The sequence below is a fragment of the Pseudoduganella sp. R-31 genome (genome assembly GCF_049913235.1).
In the GTDB taxonomy this organism is placed as follows: Bacteria; Pseudomonadota; Gammaproteobacteria; order Burkholderiales; family Burkholderiaceae_D; genus Rugamonas.
On record NZ_CP183986.1, the window covers coordinates 5,872,546 to 5,891,453 of the forward strand.

Below are 18,908 nucleotides of genomic sequence, written 5' to 3' on the forward strand. Positions count from 1 at the left end.
CAATTTAATCGCGGATTTTGCTGCGTTTACGCCACATAGCAAGCGTGTGCGTAGTCAAACTACTCCATACTTTGTCAACCAAAACAAAGAAAGGAAGGACTATGGAGACTCAACGCAACAAAGTGTTCGCGGCAATCCTGGCCGCTTTCGCCCTCAACGGGCAGGCCGCCCCGGATACCGCAGTCGGCAACAAGCAAGGCTTCAACACGGACGTGATCTATCAGATCGTGACCGACCGCCTGGCGGACGGCAACAGCGCGAACAACCCCACCGGCACCGCCTTCAGCTCCGGCTGCACGCAGAAAAAGCTGTTCTGCGGCGGCGACTGGAAAGGCATCCAGAACAAGATCGAGGACGGCTACCTGACCGGCATGGGCATCACCGCCATCTGGATTTCGCAGCCGGTGGAAAACATCACGGCAGTGCTGAACTACTCCGGCACCAACAGCACCGCCTACCACGGCTACTGGGCGCGCGACTTCAAGCGCGCCAACCCGGCCTTCGGCACCATGACCGATTTCAGCAACATGATCAACGCGGCCCATGCCCGCAACATCAAGGTGATCATCGATTTCGCGCCCAACCATACATCGCCTGCCTCGGCCACCGATACAAGCTTCGGCGAGAACGGCAAGCTGTATGACAACGGCGCCCTGCTGGCCGGTTACGGTTCCGACCCGAACGGCTACTTCCACCACAATGGCGGCACCGATTTCTCCACGCTGGAGAGCGGCATCTACCGCAACCTCTTCGACCTGGCCGACCTGAACCATAACAGCGCCACCGTGGACGCCTACATGAAGGCTGCCATCAAGGTGTGGCTGGACCTGGGCATCGACGGCATTCGCATGGACGCGGTCAAGCACATGCCCTTCGGCTGGCAAAAGAGCCTGATGTCCTATATCCAAGGCTACAAGCCGGTGTTCACCTTCGGCGAGTGGTACCTGAGCGAAAACGAGGTCGATCCGGCCAACCACTACTTCGCCAACCGCAGCGGCATGAGCCTGCTGGACTTCCAGTTCGCTCAGAAGGTGCGCCAGGTCTTCAAGGACGGTTCGGCGAACATGACGTCGCTGAACCAGATGGTGAGCGATACCGCCGGCCAGTACTCGCACGTGGGCGACCAGGTCACCTTCATCGACAACCACGACATGCCGCGCTTCCAGGTGGCGGGCGCCAGCGGCCGCAAGCTGGAACAGGCGCTGGCCTTTACCTTGACCTCGCGCGGCGTGCCTGCCATCTACTACGGCACAGAGCAGTACATGCAAGGTACCGGCGATCCGGACAACCGTGCAATGATGACGTCTTTCGCCACCACCACGCCTGCGTACGGCCTGGTGGCCCGCCTGGCCCCTCTGCGCAAATCCAATCCCGCCATCGCCTACGGCACGACGCAGCAGCGCTGGGTCAACAACGACGTGCTGATCTATGAGCGCAATTTCGGCAATAACGTCGCCGTGGTTGCGATCAACCGCAACCTCTCCACAGCGACGTCGATCAGCGGCTTCATCGCCGGACTGCCGGCGGGCAGCTATACCGACGTGCTGAATGGCCTTGGCTTCAATGGCAACAACATCACCGTCGGGGCCAACGGTGCGGTCAGCAATTTCACGCTGGCAGCCGGCGCCATCGCTGTCTGGCAGTACACTGCCACGGTGGCTTCGCCAAAACTGGGCCACGTCGGTCCGAACATGTCGATGCCCGGCAAGACCATCACCGTCGACGGCCGCGGCTTCGGCGCCACCAAAGGCACGGTGAAGTTCGGCAGCACGGTGGTCAGCGGCGCCAACATCCTGTCGTGGGAAGACACGCAGATCAAGGTGCTGGTGCCGAGCGTGGCCGCGGGCATGAGCGGCGTGAGCGTGGTCACGGCTGGCGCGGTCACCAGCGATAGCTGGGATAACTTCGAAATCCTCAGCGGCCCGCAAGTGACGGTGCGCTTCGTGGTGGGCAACGCTACCACTTCGCCGGGGGAAAACGTCTACCTGACCGGGGATAAGTTCGAACTCGCCAACTGGAGCGCCACCGCGCCGCTTGGCCCGCTGTTCAACCAGGTGGTCTACAGCTATCCGAACTGGTACACCGATGTCAGCGTGCCGGCCGGCACAACGGTGAGCTACAAGTTCCTGAAGAAGAGCGCCAACCCCACCGTGTGGGAGGGCGGCAGCAACCATACCTTCACCACGCCGGCCAGCGGCACGGCGACGGTGAACGTCAACTGGCAGCCATGAATCAGGGCTTCAGCTTCATGATCGTGTGCTGAGTCGCCACGTATAGCGCGCCCTTCCTGTCTATGGCAAGGGCGCGCAGTTTGCCTGCGTCTTCCGGCAAGCCTTTCCCTTCGGTGCCAACTTCGCCGTCCGCCGATATCTTGCGCAGCATCCCATCATCGATCAGGTAGATGTTGTTGGCAGCATCAGCCGCCGCGTGCGTAATGTTGCGGAAGCGCGCCAGCAATCCTGTTCCATTTCCGCTGCCTTTCCGTTCGCGGCTGCCCGCCGCCAGCCATTGGTAGCCGTCGGCGCCGACGCGGGTGATGTAATGGCCGTGCAGCATGAAGACGTCGTCGCTGGGGGCCACCAGCACATCGCCGCAACCATCTCCTGCCCGCAGCTCGATCTTGCGCGCGACGCCGCGGGGGCGAATGCGCCACAGCACGTTATCGGCGCAATACCAGGCCTGGCCGCTGGCATCCGCCGCGATGCGGTGCTGGCCCAGGCCGGGCAACATGAAGGGTTCCGCATCCTGGGCGACATAAGCCCAGATGCGTTTCAGCGCAGGCATGAAACCGGTCTGCTCGGGCGTCATGCCAGGCGGCCCGCTAACCAGGGAGATCAGGCCTTCCGCACTCACTCCGGCCAGCCCGCCATTGGCGGTCACAAACACGCCGGTGCTGGGCCGTGCAACCATAGAGCCGTGCAAGTCCACCTGGGCTGCCGCATGGGATTCGCGCAACTTGCGGAAACTGCCCGCCTCCAGCAAGGTACGCACAATGCCCTCCTTGTCGATGCGGCGCAACTGGTCGCCGTCCAGCACATAAAGCCCGCCGTCGCGCCCTACTGCAAGCTGGGTAATATCGCCGAAACGCGCCTGCATTGCCGGGCCATCGCGGTTCAGCGAGGCAGCGTATTGCAGCGCAAATGGCTGCTGCTGGCCGCTGGCGTCCCAGCGCATGGCCGCCAGCCGCTCGGCCAGCAGCACGTTCAGGGCGCCCTCGCGATCGCGCACAACGCCTGACAATTCGCCGGTTACGTCGCCGGTGCCCAGCAAGGGCACAATCAGGCCGTTATGTTCGATGCGGTAGATGGTGCCGGTGGCAGGCGACGTCGCCAGCAGCCGGCCCTGGGAATCCGCAGCCAACTGCCCGGCCGGCACCGCGCGCGCCTTGTCGGCAGTCGGCATGCTCGGGGCTGAATAGCGACGCAGGCATTTGCCGCGCTGGCATTCGTCCAGCGCCCCCGCCACGACACCTGCATCGTGCTCGGCATCGGCCGGCCGCGCCTCTTTTGCTTCGCGTACCGCTTTCTCGGCAGCACCGCGCACCGCCGCGATCACGCTGGCGGAGACGCGCTCAGTGGCGTTCCCCTGCTGCGTCTGCGCCTGTCCCTGGTCGGTCGACGCCCCCGATTGCGTGCCGAGCGGCTGCCATTTTCCTTGCCCATCGATGCGCAAGGCGCCGGCTGCGTCGGACAACACGATCCCCCCGCTTGCGTCAAGCGCAATGCCTTGCGGCTGAAACGGCAACCCCTGGGCCATCGTGCTGACCACGCCGTCGGCGCCGATGCGCCGCAACGCGCTATTGCCGGCATCGGCCACCAGAAGGCCGCCCGCTGCATCGAGCGCCAGCCCGGCCGGATGGTCGAAGCGTGCTGCGATACCCTTGCCGTCATTGCGTCCGGCAGTACCGGCCTGGCCCGCGACCGTGCGCACCTCGCCGGCCGGCGAGATCGCCTTTACCGCATGGTTGCCGGCATCGGCCACATACAGCGTGCCATCGCTCGCCGCCGCCAGTCCTGCCGGGGCAATGAAGCGCCCCGGCAGGGTCGCCAGCCTGCCATCCGGCTTCAATGCCCGAACCGATGCGCCATCGGTGAAATAGATGGTGTCGTCGCTCCCCACCGCGATGCCACGCGGCGTCTCCAGCTTCTCGCTGCGCAAGGCACTGGGCGCTCCCGCAATCACTTCCCAGCGTGCGGCGAAGGCGGCATGGGACAGCAGCAACGCGGCTGCAGCGGCAATCAAACTTTTCTTATTCATCCAGCGGGCGGGAGGTGGGAAGGCGCAACAGGTAAATCGTCACGCCGCAGGCAACCAGGAACAGCATGACTTTCAACGAAAGGAAAGGCACCCTGTACATCGAGTAAAACATCGACGGCCACATCATCGCCATGGCCAGGACCTTGCCGCGCAACGGTATGCCGCGCCCGTCCTCGTAATCCCGCAGGTAGCGGCCAAAGCGGCCGTGGTTGCGCAGCCAGTTGTGCAATTTGTCCGAACTGCGCGCGAAACAGGCCGACGCCAGCAACAGGAAGGGCGTGGTGGGCAGCAGCGGCAGGAACACGCCCAGGACCGCGAGGACCATGAACAGGCAGCCGAAAGTGACCAGGACGATTTTCATCGCCCCATTATAGCGGCGGGCAGGCCCTCGTATGCGCGTTGTGCACTTCGCGGCAGATCGCCGGGTCGCCGGCATCGAAGCTGGCCTTTGGGTAGGCGCAGAACAGCGGGAACGATTCGCGCTGGCACAATTGCGTCCACATATGTTCCAGCCGCATAGTGGCCCGATACAGCCTTTCTTCCCACAGCAAGGCCACCATTTCGCCGAAGGCGCGCACCGTCGGGTGCTTTTCACGTGCCTTGGCGAGCAATTCCTCGACCATTTCAATGAAACGCGATTCGGCAGGCCAGCCGTCAAACATGAATCGCGCCAGGCAGGCGCGGGCATCGCGAACGATGTACTGGCCGCTCGAGGCAGCAGCGCTGACGCTGATGCCGTTGCGTTCCAGGCGCTGGGCCAGCGCTGCCCGGTGCTCCGGGGTGGCAATAATGACGATGGCGTCGTTGCTGCGGAATCCCTCCACGACAAAAGCCTCCAGCGTATCGAGGAACGATTCTTCGGTTTCGTACATTTGCACCACGTGGTCGCAATGCGAAATATGCTGCCAGAACTCCTCTATCGCTTCCTGCTGCTGCGTCGGTTGCATTCTCTTGGCTCCGAAAGTAAAGTGACCAAGAGTAGCAAATAAAAACGGTAAAAGATGCGCGCTTTGTCACGCGCCGCGGTCGTGCAGGTGCACCGCCAGCCATAAGGCGCCATCGGACACCTTCTTCACCGTGTGTGCGGTGCGCGCCGGCAGGAACAGGTAGTCGCCAGCCTTCAACGGCACCTTGCGCCCCGCCACTTCAAGCATGGCCTCTCCGGTCAGCAAGATCACCCATTCGTCCTGCTCCTGTACGCATTCCTGGGATTCGATTTTCGACGTGCTGACGATGCGCTCGATCACCAGCCCCTTGTGCGACAGCAGCGTATCAAAGCGCTCACCCGTTGCGGGCGGCAGTGCATCCTCGTACAGATTTCCCATTTCCGTTTCCCTGGTCAGTGCGTGCCATCATGGCAGGCGTAGCATACACCTCGCCCTGCGCGTCGATCAGCATGGCTTCCTTGAGATCGAGCCGTTGCGCCATGCCGCACCAGCCCTGCGGGCCGACAACGAACAGCGGCTTGGAGTTACCATCCGAACGCAAGCCGGCATCGGCCCCACCGGAGGTGATGATGGTCACCGATGCCACCAGGTCCACCGTCTGTCCGGTGCGTGCGTCGATGATGTGGGCATGGCGCTTGCCATCCTTCATGAAGTAGCGCTCATAGTCGCCGCTGGTACCGATCGCCTCATTGTCATGCAGGGCCACGCGCGCCACCATCTCCGGCCCGCGCGGATTGCGGATGCCGACCATCCATGGCCGCGAGCCAGGCTGGCCGAGTGCAATCGCGTTGCCGCCAACATTGACCAGCGCCGCTTTGACGTTGGCCCGGCGCAGGATTTGCGCCGCACGGTCCAACGCAAAGCCCTTGGCGTAGCCGCCCAGGTCCAGCATGACGGCGCGGTTGCTGCTGGTAATGCGGTTGCCGTCGAAATGCAGGTCCGCCATGCGCGGATTGGCCTTCACCAGCCTGTCGACTTCTTCTGCCGGCGGGCCGCCAGCCGTAATATCGTTCTTCTGGAAACCCCACAACCGGATCAGCCGCCCGATTGCGGGGTTGAACGTATCGCCGGAGCGCGCCGACAGTTCGGCCGCGGAGCGCAACAGCCCCACCATTTCCTCGTCTGCGTCGAAAGGCTCGCCGCGGGCGATAGCATCGTTCAGCGCCGTGAGCTGGCTCGGTTGCCAGGCGTGGTACTTGTGGTGCAGGCGGTCGAACTCGCGCAACACGGCCGCGCCCTGCTCGCGCGCCTCCGCTTCGGAAGGCCCGTAAATGCTGACCTCCACCTGCGTGCCGAACACATGCCCCTGCACATGGTGCACCTCATCCCTGGCCGTGCAGGCCGCCAGCAAGGGCAGCAGCACGGCGCAAGCCAACAGCCGCCGGCGCTGGATCATCAGCTCTTGGCCATGAAGTCGATGGCGGCCTTCACCTCGTCGTCTTTCAGGCCAGGATTGCCGCCTTTTGGAGGCATCATCTTGAAGCCGTTCAGGCCGTGGGTGTACAGCACTTCCTTGCCCTGCTTGACACGCGGGCCCCAGGCGGCCTTGTCGCCGACCTTAGGCGCGCCCAGCACACCGGCGGCGTGGCAGGAGGCGCAGTTGGCCGAATAAATCTTCTCGCCGTTGACGCCGGCGCCCTTGGCAGGTGCGGCGGCCATGACCGCAGGCGCCAGTACGGCGGCAGCGATAGCGACGGTCAGCTTGGTAAATGTTTTCATGCTTGTCTTCCTCTTGGTTGGTGGGTAAAAAACTTCAGCGCATTGAGTCATCACGCGCGTCGTGGGCCGGCTTGGTGCCCAGCTTGAGCACGTCCGGCTTGACCTGGCTGTAATCGAGCACGCGGCCGCCTTCGCGTGCTGCGAACGCTTGCGCATCCTCCTTGCTGGCAAAGGTGCCGATAGTCGGTCCCATGGCGCCCCGCGCGCGGCTGTCGATTACAAAGAATGCGTTGCGGGCTTCGATCCAGTGGCCGCGCGGCTTGTTCCAGTCGGCCTTGCCCATGTCCTGCACGTAGCTGGCGCCTAAGCCGCGCTGGCCATCTTCGCCGAACAGCACCTCAAACAGCTCGGACAGGCTGCAGAAATAGTCGATATGGCCGTCCTTGAACACGATTTGCGCCTTGGGGCCCGGATAGTCCTTGAGGCTCATGCCGTCCAGCGCGCAAGCTGCGTCGTCCGCCGGCTCGCCGGCCGCCAGCGAGCGGGCGGCATCGCCGCAGGCGGCCAGCATCAGGACCACCACCATGGCGGCGGCATTTCGCTTGAACTTCATTTGAACCTCCACGTTGCAATGGCGAAGGGAACTGCGATCCAGGCCAGCATCACGCCAGCCAGCAGGCCCGGACTGGTCATATGCTCCGGCATCACGGTGGCCAGGCCATACAGGCCCTGCACCTGCTCGGAGCTGAAGATGTTCAGCAGGCGGAACACGTCTGCGGGATTGAGCATCAGCAAGGCGCCGAACACGCTGCTGTCCAGGGCTCCCTGCGACAGCACCAGCACCCCCATCAGCACCATGTCGAACACCAGCACGAACAGGAACCACAGGCCGATGGCCACGCCGCTGGCGCGGATGCGGTTGTGCGCCAGCACCGACAGGCACAGCGACATGCTGAGGAATGCCAGTCCCAAAAGAATGGCGCTGCCGGCGAAGCCGAGGAAATGCATGGCGTCGCGCGCATCGAGCTGGTTGGAGAGCGCCAGCAACGCCACGCCGAAGCCCAGGGCTGTCGATGCAGCCAGCGCTGCCGCCAGGCCGGCAAATTTTCCGAGCAGGAGTTCAAAGCGCGTAATCGGCAGCGACAGCAGCAACTCCAGCGAACCGCGTTCACGCTCGCCGACGATCGCGTCGTAGCCAAGGAGCAGCGCAATCAGCGGCACCAGATAGGTGACAAGGCTGGACAGGCTGACAATGGTGACGTCGATGCCGCGGTATCCCACGCTGCCCTGCTGCGCCATGCCAAACCAGACAATGGCCAGCGCAAACACCGCAAACACCAGCGCCACCGCCAGCACCCAGCGGTTACGCAGGCGGTCACGGAACTCACGGGAGGCGATGGTGGCCGCCGCCGACCAGTCAAGCCGCGCGTGCATGACGGCCTCCCATCCCGAAGAACAGGTCTTCCAGCGACGGTTCGTGGATCGCCACGTCATCGATGGAGTCGCTGAGCGTAGAAATCAGCTGCAGCATCTGGATTTTCTGCCGTGGCGCGCAGGGAACGCGAATGCAATCGCGCTCCACGCGCACCTGGTGTCCACGCAGCGCGGCAATCACGCGGCTGGTGCCGCCGGCGCGCGCCACCAGCCGTATTTCTGCCGGCATGGCCGCTCCGGCGCGCAACTGCGCCAGCGTGCCTTGCGCCGCGATGCGGCCCCCGCTCAGGATCACCAGCTCGTCGACCCGCTCCTGGATTTCAGCCAGGATGTGCGAGGTAATGATGATGGTCGCGCCCTCCTCGCGCAGCTGGTGCAGGATACGGTAGAATTCGTGGATGCCGTCCGGATCGAGGCCATTGGTCGGTTCGTCGAGGAATACCAGTTCCGGCGCCCCGAGCAGCAGCTGGGCGAAGCCAAGACGCTGGCGCATGCCCTTGGAATATCCGCCGACGCGGCGGTCCGCCGCAGCAGACAGTCCGACCCTCTCCAGGACGTTGCCGCAGGCACTGCGCGCGACTTTTTTCAGGTCGGCGAACAGGTGCAGCAGTTCCATGCCGGTCAGGTTGTCGTAGGCAACGAAGCTCTCCGGCAGGTAGCCGATACGCCGCCGCACGTCGCGAAACGCGCCGTCACTTGTCCGCACGCCGCAGATGCGCACTTCGCCGCAACTCGGTTCCAGCAAGCCAAGCATCATCTTGAACAGGGTGCTTTTTCCGGCGCCGTTATGCCCGATCAGGCCCAGCATGCGGCCGCGTCCCACGGACAGGTCGACGCCGTCGACCGCCTGCAGCGCTCCATAGCGCTTGCCCACGGCGCGCAAGTCAATCAGCTTGTCGTCCATGCCATTTTCTCCAATCGGTGTTCCAGGGCTGCATGCGGGCGTGCTTGTCGATCACGCTCGGTGCGCGCAGCAAGGGGAATTGCCGCGACACGAAGCGCAGCGTTTGTACGGCGGGGCTGCTCAGCAGGAGCTTGAGCAGCGGGTATTGCCAGTGCAGGCGGTCGACCACGTCGTTGGCCTGGTACAGCACATCGCCGTTGCCGTCGTTATCCTGGTCCCAGCCGCTGTAATTGCTCCAGTAATTGCCCTTGTTGCGGCCCCATTCGACATCCTTGGAAGCGACGAACTTGACCTGCTCCGCATTGTTGATAAAGTCGTTTCCATCCACAGTGTTATTGCTCGAACCGGCCGTCAGGTGCACCCCGGTGCGGTTGCCGATCACCAGGTTGCCGCGCAGGATATTGAATTCGGCATCGTAGATAAAGAAGCCGCGCCCATTGCCGGCGACAACGTTGTTCTCGATGACGGAATCCTGGATCGTGCGCAGCATGATGCCGTGGTCTTCGTTGCCCCGGGCGACGTTGTTGCGCACTGTGAGGTTGCGCACTTCCATCAACGCCAGCCCGGCGCGGCTCTGGTACACGGTGTTGCCTTCCCAGGAGCTGTTGTGGGTGTTCATATAGTGCGTTCCGTAGCGCACGTGGTGCACGGTATTGCCACGAAATGTGGCGCGGCGCGAGTAGTCGACGTAAATGCCGTCGCGCACATAGCTGATCGTGTTGTTGATGACCTGCGTGTCGTCGGTGTTGTAGACCTGGATGCCGTTGCCGCGCATCTGCGACATCAGGTCGCGGCGGCCGGTCACCAGGTTGCCTTGCAGGACGGCGCCGCGAGACTGTTCGAGCCAGATGCCGAAAAGGTTGGTGACCAGGTCGCAGTTGGCGATCACGATGCGGTCCGAGCCTGGCATCACGTAAATGCCGGCATTCTGCGAACCTAGGTCGGTGCCGCTGTCGCGCACGATCAGGCCACGGATTGACACGTCAGCCGATTTGACGCGAATCACGTCGCCCTCGTAGCCAGCGGCGATAGTCGGCTTGCCCACGCCCTCCAGGCGCAACGGCTTGTCGATCAGGATGCGTTCCCTGTAAGTACCGGCCATGACCTGGATCGTGTCGCCGGGGTGTGCCTGGCCGACGGCAGCGGCGACCGATTCGCCGGCGCGGACCTGGAGCACGGCCGCGTGCGCGCCTGCCGAGGCGCAGGCCAGCATCGCGGTGATGGTCGCGGCCAGAGCGGCCGCGCAAACCCTGAGGACACTCATGGTTTTACCCTGCCTTCCTTTTCAGCTCACTGCGAACCGAATCCAGCGAAATAAAGTAGCCGCGTTCATCGATAGGCGTCAGCGGCTGGCCATTCTTCTCGCGTGTCTTGCGCTCCTTGGCCAACGGCGGGCAGGCATGGTCGTCGTAGTACATCACCATGCAGTCCAGGCAAAGCAGGCATTCCTTCTGGTCGATGCGGCCCTGCGCATCGATAGCGTGCGAACCGCAGCCCTTGGCGCAGGCGGTACAGGTCACGCACTCCTGCTTGCGCTTCAAGCCGAACAGGCGGAAGAAGCTTGGCACGGCCAGGCCGGCGCCCAGCGGGCAGATGTACTTGCAGTAAGGCCGTTCGCTCAGGATCGAAATGCCGAGGATGACCGCCACGAAGGCAGCAAACGGCCAGCCGCGATTCAGCACGCCCACCAGGAAGGTGGTTTTGAACGGCTCGATCTCGGCCAGGTGTTCGGCCAGCTCCATCGAGTAGAAGGACACGCCAACCAGCACCGCGAACACGCCGTACTTCACCCATTTCAGCTTGTCGTGCACGCGCTTCGGCAGCAGTCCCTGGAAACGGCCCAGCCCGATCAGCGTGCCAAGCTTGTACGCCAGATGCTGAAGCGAACCGAAAGGGCACAGCCAGCCGCAGAACAGCCCGCGCCCCCACAGCACCACGGTGGCCACCATGAACCACCAGAAGATAAAGATGAACGGGTCGGACAGGAACAGTTCCCACTTCCACTGATAGACCAGGGAATGGAACCAGGTCATCACCTGCGTGATCGACGGCTGCGCCTTCAGGTACAGGCCAAAGAATCCGACCGCGATTACCCACAGGATGGTGCGCGGAATGCTGATCAGCGGCTTGCTCTTGCGGCTGGAGGCGCGCACCAGCCGGTCGCGTTGCGAGTACAGGCCTGCAGTGGCAAGCAGCGCCAGCACGAACAGCGTAAGTTCGCCCTTGCGCGCCAGCCAGGCGGCCTTCCAGGCCGGCACCGGACGCTCGACTTTCGGGCGGCCACCTTCCAGGTAGCGTGCCGGCGTCCAGTATTCTTCGTCAAAGTGCACGAACACCTTGGTGTGCGTCTGCATGTCCAGCTTGTTTGCCAGCAGGCTCAGTTGCCATGGCCACGCTGGGTTGAAGTTTGCCGAGCGGACGATGAAGATGGCCGACTCCTTGTACTCTGGCGCATCGGCCGGCTCCAGATGGTACAGGTTCAGGTAATCGGTATCGCGGAAGGTGAAGCGGTCCGCATCCTGGCGCACCTGGATGCGGTCATAGATGCCGCCGCGCACAAAGCCGGAACCCTTGAACGATTCCAGGCCCGTGCCGATGACGAAAATCGCATGCTCGTCTTCCTTCAGGTCCTGCATCAGGCGCGCATAATTGCGCTCGCCGAGCAGGCTGATGCCGACGGTCGGCACGTTCAGGTAGCCGAAATGCAGGTCCATGTAGGGCTTGCCGCCGGAGGGCAAGCCGACATCCGCGCTTTCCACCCGCAGGTGCTGGACCGCGCCCTCCTTGACGAGCGCGGCCCAGTCCAGACGTTCGCGCAGCGGCGTGAAATGGGCGCGCGGTTTGACCATCCCCTTGAAGATGCCCACCTGCTTGCCAATTTCGTACGCGCTTTGCGCAATGGTCTGGTTCTCGGCTATGGCAGTAACGGTGGCCCCGCTGATCGCATCAAGATCACCACCATCACGTCCAAGGCCGAGTTCCAGCTTGGCGTCGCCGGGCTTGCCGAAGTACTGCTTGACGAACTTGGTCAGCACAGTTTCGGGAATGCCCGCCAACAAAATCGGTTCGGAGTGCTTCAGGATACGCACCCCGGTAATCAAACCTTTGGTATCCATGCCGATCAGGGTGACGACCGGCTTGCCAGAGTAAGCCGGAATGTCCACCACATCGGTGGACAGGAACACATAGCCCACCATCTTCTGCTTGCCCTGCTCCAGCGCGTAGCCTTCGACGTAGGCCGGGGCGCCTTTGCGCTTGGAAAACACCGTTGCGGCAGGCAGCACGTCGCTGCATGGCGCTTCGGCACACAAATCGGGACCACCCATCAACCCCGCGGACAGCACGGTGTCGTACATCGAAGTGGCCAAGGCGGGCGCTGCGCACAACGTCGCAAGCAGCGCTGCCCAAAGCAGGGAAATCAGTCGATACAGCATGGATAAACCGCCCTCGCGGGCTTAAGCCTCCACCAGGAAGCGGCTGCGCATTTCAAGATGCAGCGCGTGGCAGAAGTGCGTGCAATACATCCAGAACGCACCGGCATGGTCAGCCTTGAAGGTGACCGACTTGGTCTCCTGCGGGTTGACGATGAAGTTGATGTTGTAGGTCGGCAGCGCGCAACCGTGGGTCAGGTCTTCCACCTTGTCATGGTTGGTCAGCGTGATCGTCACCTCGTCGCCCTTCTTCACCTTGATGACCGGCATGCTGAAGGCTGGCGCCTGGGACATCAGGCGCACATGCACCTTGTTGCCATTGCGCGTAATGCCCGCGTTATCCGCCGTCACCTTGTTCGGGAAGTCGTCCATGTTGTAGATCTGGCGCGTCTTCACGATATCGCGGCGCACGATGATCGCGTCATGCGGTTCCGGATAAGCGGTATGGTCGGAAATGATCACCATCTTGTCGCCGGTGATGTCGATCAACTGCTCCGTTTCGCTGTGCAGCGGGCCGACCGGCAGGAAGCGGTCTTTCGAGAACTTGTTACCGGAGTTGAAGTACTTGCCGTCCGCTTCCTTGGTTTCACCCATCGAAGCGTAGCCGTGGCCCGGCTGGTAGTGCACGTCCACGCGGTCCACCACCGGCTTGACGCTCTTGTCGCCCTTGAACTGCGCGATGGCGGCAGCCACGTTCCACTTGACGATCTGGCTGTCCAGGAACAGGGTGGTGAAGGCGTTGCCCTTGCCGTCGAAGGCGGTATGCAACGGGCCCAGGCCGATTTCCGGCTCCGCCACGACTGCATCGCGTTCGGTTTTCAGTTCACCATCGAACCACTTGGCGACCAGCGCCACCTCGATCACGGTCGCAGTCGGCGACAGCTTGCCGGAGCAGACCATGTACTTGCCGTCCGGCGAAGCGTTGACGCCGTGCGGGTTTTTGCCGACCGGGACATAGCAGGTCACCGCAGTCTTCGGATCGGCATTGGCAGCCTTGCGGCCGTCAACCACAGGCACTTTCGACGAGCCGATGGTGGTGAACTTGCCGGCCTTGACCAGCGCCTCCACACGCGCCACGTCGAAGAACACGCAGGCGTCGCGTTCGGCGGCCATCATGCCCGCCTGGTCAGGTGCGTTCTCGGTGTTGTACTGGTTGGAGCAGGCGAAGCGGCCGTCGTAGGACGTCGCGGTCAGGTCCATATTGCCGTCCACGCGCACCTGCCAGCGCACCTCCATGGATTCCGCATCCACGCAGGTGAACAGCGAACCCCACTTCGATGGATCATCCAGGTCGCGGCCATCGTTCGGGAACGGAATCGCGAATTCCGCGCCGCAGAACACGCGGGTGGTGTGGTTGATCGACTTGTCGACCGGGTCGCACTTGTCCGGGAAGATACCGTGGAAGCCTTGTACGTTAGGCAGTTCGGTGATCTTGTCGCATTCCATGGTGTCCATGCGGATGCGGGCCAGGCGCGAGTGGATCTTGTCGTTCACCCACAGGAAACGGCCATCGTAGGTGCCGTCCTTGTAGCTGCCGTGCACGTGGTGGGTATCACCGGTGGTGTATTTCAGGCTGCCGTCAGGCTTGGTGCCGATAATGGCCTTGGACTCGTTGGTGATACCCCAGCCAACCATAGGATCGATATTGAAAACAGGGATGCGGCGCAGCGTGCGCCCGGACGGAACGCCCATGATGCGCGCCTCGCCGGAATGCCCGCCGCTGGAGAACAGGTAATAGTCATCCAGCTGGCCAGGTTCCACATGCGCCTTGCTGGCGCCATGCGACTTGCCCGCTGCTGCTGCAGATGCTGTAGCAGAACCGGGCGCCCCCGCACCGTTCTCCTTGCAACCTGCCAGCACGCCAGCGCCGGCCAGGCCTAACGCAGCACTCTTACCCAGGAATCGACGACGGCTGTTCGTTTGCACGTCGTTTACCTCATTGTCGCTACCCATGTTTCAATACTCCTACTCTGTGTTATTCCAGTGCAGGACTGTACGGAGTTTGCGAATTAATTAAATTGATTCAGGTCAAGCGCTTTCAATTTGAGAGGATCTGCCCATGAAATCATTCCTGTCTTTTCTCGCAGCTTCGCTGCTTGCAGGCGCCGCAGCCGCGGCACCGCTACCCTCACTGCAAGTCAGCGACACGTCCGCGCAGGCGCAAGCCGGCGTGCCTGTCACCGTCGGCCACGTCTTCGCAAAGGGAGATGTGAAAGTGGGCGACTATTTCGCTGCAGCGTACAAGGGGGTCTCAATACCCGTGCAGGCCGACGTCAAGGCCAGGCACGCAGATGGCTCGGTACGCCACGCATTGATCAGCACCGTGCTGCCGCAACTCGCTGGCGGAGAAACCGCCAGCGTGCAGCTCTCGACGGTGCCATGGACGGGCCCTGGCGGTGGTGCGCGCCCCGATGCCCTGCTGGCCAGCGGATTCAGCGCCTTGGTCCGGTTGAATATCGGCGGCGTGACCTACAGTGCGGATGCTGCACAGCTATTGGCCAGCAAGCCCTATACAAGCTGGTTGTCCGGCCCCCTGGTCAATGAATGGCAGGTAGCCGGACCGGTGACGGCAAACGGCGTCGCCCACCCGCATCTGGCGGTGCGCTTTGCGATCCGACACTATCCCCTGGCGGGCGCCGGCCAGTTCGGCGCAACGCGCGTCGACGTTACCGTCGAAAACAACTGGGCCTACGAACCCGATCCGAAGAATGTCACGTACGATGCAGAAATCCTGGTCAACAACCAGGCGGTGTACCAGAAGGCCGCGCTGACGCATTACCACCACGCCCGCTGGCGCAAGCTGTTCTGGGCCGGCGCCGAGCCGAAAGTGCATGTGAAGCACGACATCGCCTACCTGCTAGGCACGCGCGCCCTGCCCAATTACGACCGCACGGTGATGCCGTCGCAAACGGCGCTGGCGAAAATGAAGACCGACTGGGAGGCGGCCGACAGCGGCCCGATGGCAATGCCCTTGGTGAACAAATACATGCCATCGACCGGCGGCCGCCCTGATATCGGCTTGCAGCACGCCTGGGCCGCACTGTATATCCTCAGCATGGATGCGCGGGCCAGGCAGGTGACAAACGGGCTGGGCGACCTGGCCGGCAGTTGGCCGGTGCATTACCGCGACAGGAACACGGACCAGGTGGTGTCCATCGTCGACTATCCCTACGTACGCGACCAGCGGATCGGCTCCGACAGCTACAACCCGGTTACAAAGAAACATGAGGACATGCCGCGCTGCACCTCGACCGAGGCCGGCGCCTGCGCCACGCCCTACACGCCGGACACGGCGCACCAGCCCTCGTTTGCCTACTTGCCCTACCTGCTGACCGGCGACACTTACTATCTCGACGAGCTGCATTTCTGGGCAAACTGGAACCTGGTCACCATGAATCCGTATTACCGCTCACTGTCCAAGGGCCTGGTGAAGGGCAACCAGGTGCGCGGCCAGGCCTGGTCGCTGCGCACCCTCGGCCATGCGGCCTACATCACGCCCGACGCGCACCCGATGAAGCCCTACTTCAACCAGGTACTGCAACACAACCTGGACTTCTACAATACGACCTTCGCCGGCGGTGCGACCAACCAGCTTGGCTTCATCGACAATACCGCCACCAGTTATGCCGTGGCCTACGGCGGTCCCACAGGCCCGAACACCGGCGTGGCACCGTGGATGGACGACTTCTTCACATCGGCGGTCGGGCACCTGCACGAAATGGGATTTGCCGGTGCCGAGCCGATCCTGACGTGGAAGGCGCGCTTCCCGATCGGCCGCATGATGGCCGGCGGCTATTGCTGGGTCGACGGCGCCGTCTATGCGCTCATGGTTCGGCCAAGCGCCACCTCGGCATATTTCAGCAGTTTCGCCGAAGCCTACCAGGCCACCATGCGCAACAACGACGGTTCACCAATGGTCAACAGCACGGGTGCACGCTACCTGGACCAGCCCTGCGGCAGCCAGGCGCAGGCCGACTGGCGCATCCAGGCAGACAAGGACGCCAAGGTGTGGCGTACGCCATGGCTGGCCGGCGAGATGACCGGCTACTCGGCTTCGTCCGAAGGCTACCCGTCGAATTTGCAGCCGGCGCTGGCGATGGCCGCCGCCACCGGCATTCCCAATGCACGGGAGGCGTGGAACCGCTTCGCCAGCCGCAGCGTCAAACCGAATTACAGCGAGCGGCCGCAGTTCGCCATCGTGCCGCGTTGAGCGGAAGCTCAAGCCGCTTCCTGGGCCCGGGTGTACAGCGCCACCTGGGCCGCCATCGCCTTCTCGTAGGCGGGGCGCGCCATGCAACGCGCCTGGTAGGCGGCAACCGCCGGGAATTCGTCCAGCAGGCCACTCGAATCCAGCAGACGCAATACGGTCGACATCATGATGTCGGCAACGCTGAACGTACCGGCCAGGTATTCGCAACCGGACAGCCATGCCTCCAGGTCGCCGAGGCGGCGCTTCGCCATCGCTTCCAACCCGGGCCGGCGCGCCTCGACCCACGATTCTCCCGCATGGAAGACGTCCAGTTCTGCGTACGCGCCAAAATACGGCTCGACCGAATTGAGCGCGGCATACAGCCACATTTCGGCCAGTTGCCGCTCGCGGGCGCCGGAAGGCATCAATCCCAGCTTGTCGCCCAGGTGGCGCAGGATCGCCCCGGACTCGAAGATAGACTGTTCACCATCCAGCAGCACCGGCACCTGGCCGAAAGGTTGCTGCTGGCGGTAGGTTGAAGACTTTTGCTCGTCGGGCCCGATGGTCTGCACGGAATACGGCTGGCCTGCCTCTTCCATAACCCAGCGCACGCGCAAGTCGCGCACGTTACCCACAGCGAAATCGGGAACGGAACGCAAAGTAACCAGGGTGTACATGTTGATCTCCTTTGGGGTGGGGTTTGAACATGTGGCCAGATTACGGAGATACATAATATGTTCAAGAACATAATTTGATTCGGACGCATAATGCGAACCGAGGAGGAGAAACACATGCCTTACACCGCTGAGCACAAGGAACGCACCCGCAGCAAGATTGTCGAATCGGCCCGCAAGCTGTTCAACCGGCACGGCTTCGAGCAGGTATCGATCGAGACCATCATGTCCGGAGCGGGCCTGACACGCGGAGGTTTCTACAACCACTTTGACAGCAAGGATGAACTGTACGCGGCAGCTGTGGCCAGCTTCGCCACCTGCAATCCCTTCCGCAAGGACGTCGCCAGGTCGCCCGCTGCCGGCCAGCTCGACATGGCGCGGCGCCTGATCAACCTCTACCTGAGCGACGAGGTACTGGAAGATATTGAAAACCACTGTCCCCTGTACGCCCTGCCGGGCGACGTGGCGCGCGCCGGGCTGTTGCCGCAGCGTGCCTACACAGACCTGATCCGCAACCTGACACGCATTTACGAACACGCGCTGAAGGATGCCAGCGACGGAGCACAGCGCGCGCAGGCGATTGTTGCGCTTTGCGTCGGCGGCATGGTGCTGGCCCGTACCACCGACGATGCCTCGCTGCGCGCAACCCTGCGCGCGTCGGCACGCCAGCAAGCCCTGGCACTGCTGTATCCAGCTCGCGTAGATTAAGGCTTGATTTCCGTCCCAAGCAATTTCAGGAACTGCGCCATCCACTGCGGATGCGCAGGCCACGCCGGCGCCGTGACGAAATTGCCGTCGGTGACCGCCTGGTCCATCTCGACCGAAACATATTCACCGCCGGCCGAACGCACTTCCGGCGCACACGCTGGATAAGCCGAGATGCGCTTGCCCTTGATGACGTCTGCCGCAGTCAGGATCTGCGCACCGTGGCAGATCGCGGCAATTGGCTTGCCCGCCCTGGCGAATTCCTGCACTGTTTCCAGCACCCGTGGATTGAGGCGCAAGTATTCCGGCGCGCGCCCGCCTGCAATCACCAGCGCATCGTATGCCGACACACGGGCCTCATCAAAGCTCGCATTCAGCGCGAACTGGTGGCCAGGTTTTTCTGTATAAGTCTGGTCGCCTTCGAAATCGTGGATCGCGGTCTTGATCTTCTCTCCCGACTTCTTGCCGGGGCAGACCGCATGCACGGTATGCCCAACCATCTGCAGCGCCTGGAACGGCACCATGGTTTCATAGTCTTCCGCAAAATCGCCCGTCAAAAACAGGATCTTCTTGATTGCCATTCCGATCTCCCAGTTAAAAACTTGCATGACGAAATACGCTCACGAAGTGCAGCGCGACTGACGAGGATAACATTGCTGGCCAACATCCGCCGCTCGTGGCGCGTATGATGGGAATACCTCCTTTCAT

At 62.7% G+C, this 18,908-nt stretch carries 17 protein-coding genes; 3 read left to right on the top strand and 14 right to left on the bottom strand.

The features are described from left to right. Positions 1-101: 101 nt before the first annotated feature. Positions 102-2,231, top strand: coding sequence for an alpha-amylase family glycosyl hydrolase (locus ACN9MY_RS26735; protein ID WP_426319169.1), 2,130 nt, complete (start codon positions 102-104; stop codon positions 2,229-2,231). A gap of 1 nt (position 2,232) precedes the next feature. Here the strand turns inward: ACN9MY_RS26735 and ACN9MY_RS26740 are convergent, their stop codons facing one another. The 12 genes from ACN9MY_RS26740 to nosZ all read right to left on the bottom strand — a co-directional run bounded on the left by ACN9MY_RS26740 (position 2,233) and on the right by nosZ (position 14,585). Beyond that, positions 2,233-4,257, bottom strand: coding sequence for a hypothetical protein (locus ACN9MY_RS26740; protein WP_426336376.1), 2,025 nt, complete (start codon positions 4,255-4,257; stop codon positions 2,233-2,235). Continuing rightward, the gene (locus ACN9MY_RS26745) at positions 4,250-4,618 is read right to left on the bottom strand and encodes a YbaN family protein (protein ID WP_426319171.1); all 369 of its coding nucleotides are present in this window, start codon (positions 4,616-4,618) and stop codon (positions 4,250-4,252) included. The genes ACN9MY_RS26740 and ACN9MY_RS26745 overlap by 8 nt, the downstream gene beginning before the upstream one ends. Before the next feature lie 7 nt (positions 4,619-4,625). Beyond that, positions 4,626-5,204 carry an MEDS domain-containing protein gene (locus ACN9MY_RS26750; protein ID WP_426319172.1) on the bottom strand — a complete coding sequence of 193 codons (579 nt, stop codon included), beginning with the start codon at positions 5,202-5,204 and terminating at the stop codon, positions 4,626-4,628. 66 nt (positions 5,205-5,270) lie between these two features. Beyond that, positions 5,271-5,582: a cupin domain-containing protein gene (locus ACN9MY_RS26755; RefSeq protein ID WP_426319173.1), complete on the bottom strand. Its 312-nt coding sequence runs from the start codon at positions 5,580-5,582 to the stop codon at positions 5,271-5,273. Then, on the bottom strand, positions 5,539-6,600 hold the full coding sequence (locus ACN9MY_RS26760) for an FAD:protein FMN transferase (protein WP_426319174.1): 1,062 nt from the start codon (positions 6,598-6,600) through the stop codon (positions 5,539-5,541). The genes ACN9MY_RS26755 and ACN9MY_RS26760 overlap by 44 nt, the downstream gene beginning before the upstream one ends. Then, the gene (locus ACN9MY_RS26765) at positions 6,600-6,923 is read right to left on the bottom strand and encodes a c-type cytochrome (protein ID WP_426164596.1); all 324 of its coding nucleotides are present in this window, start codon (positions 6,921-6,923) and stop codon (positions 6,600-6,602) included. The genes ACN9MY_RS26760 and ACN9MY_RS26765 overlap by 1 nt, the downstream gene beginning before the upstream one ends. A gap of 34 nt (positions 6,924-6,957) precedes the next feature. Next, positions 6,958-7,476: a nitrous oxide reductase accessory protein NosL gene (locus ACN9MY_RS26770; protein WP_426164598.1), complete on the bottom strand. Its 519-nt coding sequence runs from the start codon at positions 7,474-7,476 to the stop codon at positions 6,958-6,960. Next, complete coding sequence (locus ACN9MY_RS26775; RefSeq protein WP_426319175.1) at positions 7,473-8,297, bottom strand: ABC transporter permease; 825 nt, start codon at positions 8,295-8,297, stop codon at positions 7,473-7,475. Before ACN9MY_RS26775 ends, ACN9MY_RS26770 begins: the two co-directional genes overlap by 4 nt. Then, a complete protein-coding gene (locus ACN9MY_RS26780; RefSeq protein WP_426336377.1) occupies positions 8,281-9,201 on the bottom strand; it encodes an ABC transporter ATP-binding protein in 921 nt (306 codons plus the stop codon). Before ACN9MY_RS26780 ends, ACN9MY_RS26775 begins: the two co-directional genes overlap by 17 nt. After that, positions 9,182-10,465: a nitrous oxide reductase family maturation protein NosD gene (locus tag ACN9MY_RS26785; protein ID WP_426319177.1), complete on the bottom strand. Its 1,284-nt coding sequence runs from the start codon at positions 10,463-10,465 to the stop codon at positions 9,182-9,184. The genes ACN9MY_RS26780 and ACN9MY_RS26785 overlap by 20 nt, the downstream gene beginning before the upstream one ends. 4 nt (positions 10,466-10,469) lie before the next feature. Continuing rightward, positions 10,470-12,635 carry a 4Fe-4S binding protein gene (locus ACN9MY_RS26790; RefSeq protein WP_426319178.1) on the bottom strand — a complete coding sequence of 722 codons (2,166 nt, stop codon included), beginning with the start codon at positions 12,633-12,635 and terminating at the stop codon, positions 10,470-10,472. A 21-nt stretch (positions 12,636-12,656) separates the two neighbouring features. Further along, complete coding sequence (gene nosZ, locus ACN9MY_RS26795) at positions 12,657-14,585, bottom strand: TAT-dependent nitrous-oxide reductase (RefSeq protein ID WP_426164608.1); 1,929 nt, start codon at positions 14,583-14,585, stop codon at positions 12,657-12,659. Positions 14,586-14,691: 106 nt separating this feature from the next. On the opposite strand from nosZ, the gene ACN9MY_RS26800 reads away from it, so the two are divergent. Continuing rightward, positions 14,692-16,842, top strand: coding sequence for a hypothetical protein (locus tag ACN9MY_RS26800; protein ID WP_426319179.1), 2,151 nt, complete (start codon positions 14,692-14,694; stop codon positions 16,840-16,842). An 8-nt stretch (positions 16,843-16,850) separates the two neighbouring features. Here the strand turns inward: ACN9MY_RS26800 and ACN9MY_RS26805 are convergent, their stop codons facing one another. Continuing rightward, positions 16,851-17,498 carry a glutathione S-transferase family protein gene (locus ACN9MY_RS26805; protein WP_426319180.1) on the bottom strand — a complete coding sequence of 216 codons (648 nt, stop codon included), beginning with the start codon at positions 17,496-17,498 and terminating at the stop codon, positions 16,851-16,853. A gap of 114 nt (positions 17,499-17,612) precedes the next feature. Here ACN9MY_RS26805 and ACN9MY_RS26810 point away from each other — a divergent pair, with 114 nt between their 5' ends. Continuing rightward, a complete protein-coding gene (locus ACN9MY_RS26810) occupies positions 17,613-18,203 on the top strand; it encodes a TetR/AcrR family transcriptional regulator (RefSeq protein ID WP_426319181.1) in 591 nt (196 codons plus the stop codon). On the opposite strand, the gene ACN9MY_RS26815 is transcribed toward ACN9MY_RS26810, so the two are convergent. Further along, a complete protein-coding gene (locus tag ACN9MY_RS26815; protein ID WP_426319182.1) occupies positions 18,200-18,781 on the bottom strand; it encodes a DJ-1/PfpI family protein in 582 nt (193 codons plus the stop codon). The genes ACN9MY_RS26810 and ACN9MY_RS26815 overlap by 4 nt on opposite strands. Between the last annotated feature and the right edge of the window lie 127 nt (positions 18,782-18,908).

Bases quoted from the DNA above. Each gene is read 5' to 3' on its own strand.
- ACN9MY_RS26800 (WP_426319179.1), top strand. From the start codon at position 14,692: ATGAAATCATTCCTGTCTTTTCTCGCAGCTTCGCTGCTTGCAGGCGCC.
- ACN9MY_RS26750 (WP_426319172.1), bottom strand. From the start codon at position 5,204: ATGCAACCGACGCAGCAGCAGGAAGCGATAGAGGAGTTCTGGCAGCAT.
- ACN9MY_RS26735 (WP_426319169.1), top strand. From the start codon at position 102: ATGGAGACTCAACGCAACAAAGTGTTCGCGGCAATCCTGGCCGCTTTC.
- ACN9MY_RS26785 (WP_426319177.1), bottom strand. From the start codon at position 10,465: ATGAGTGTCCTCAGGGTTTGCGCGGCCGCTCTGGCCGCGACCATCACC.
- ACN9MY_RS26745 (WP_426319171.1), bottom strand. From the start codon at position 4,618: ATGAAAATCGTCCTGGTCACTTTCGGCTGCCTGTTCATGGTCCTCGCG.
- ACN9MY_RS26755 (WP_426319173.1), bottom strand. From the start codon at position 5,582: ATGGGAAATCTGTACGAGGATGCACTGCCGCCCGCAACGGGTGAGCGC.
- ACN9MY_RS26815 (WP_426319182.1), bottom strand. From the start codon at position 18,781: ATGGCAATCAAGAAGATCCTGTTTTTGACGGGCGATTTTGCGGAAGAC.
- ACN9MY_RS26770 (WP_426164598.1), bottom strand. From the start codon at position 7,476: ATGAAGTTCAAGCGAAATGCCGCCGCCATGGTGGTGGTCCTGATGCTG.
- nosZ (WP_426164608.1), bottom strand. From the start codon at position 14,585: ATGGGTAGCGACAATGAGGTAAACGACGTGCAAACGAACAGCCGTCGT.
- ACN9MY_RS26760 (WP_426319174.1), bottom strand. From the start codon at position 6,600: ATGATCCAGCGCCGGCGGCTGTTGGCTTGCGCCGTGCTGCTGCCCTTG.
- ACN9MY_RS26780 (WP_426336377.1), bottom strand. From the start codon at position 9,201: ATGGACGACAAGCTGATTGACTTGCGCGCCGTGGGCAAGCGCTATGGA.
- ACN9MY_RS26805 (WP_426319180.1), bottom strand. From the start codon at position 17,498: ATGTACACCCTGGTTACTTTGCGTTCCGTTCCCGATTTCGCTGTGGGT.
- ACN9MY_RS26810 (WP_426319181.1), top strand. From the start codon at position 17,613: ATGCCTTACACCGCTGAGCACAAGGAACGCACCCGCAGCAAGATTGTC.
- ACN9MY_RS26775 (WP_426319175.1), bottom strand. From the start codon at position 8,297: ATGCACGCGCGGCTTGACTGGTCGGCGGCGGCCACCATCGCCTCCCGT.
- ACN9MY_RS26790 (WP_426319178.1), bottom strand. From the start codon at position 12,635: ATGCTGTATCGACTGATTTCCCTGCTTTGGGCAGCGCTGCTTGCGACG.
- ACN9MY_RS26765 (WP_426164596.1), bottom strand. From the start codon at position 6,923: ATGAAAACATTTACCAAGCTGACCGTCGCTATCGCTGCCGCCGTACTG.
- ACN9MY_RS26740 (WP_426336376.1), bottom strand. From the start codon at position 4,257: ATGAATAAGAAAAGTTTGATTGCCGCTGCAGCCGCGTTGCTGCTGTCC.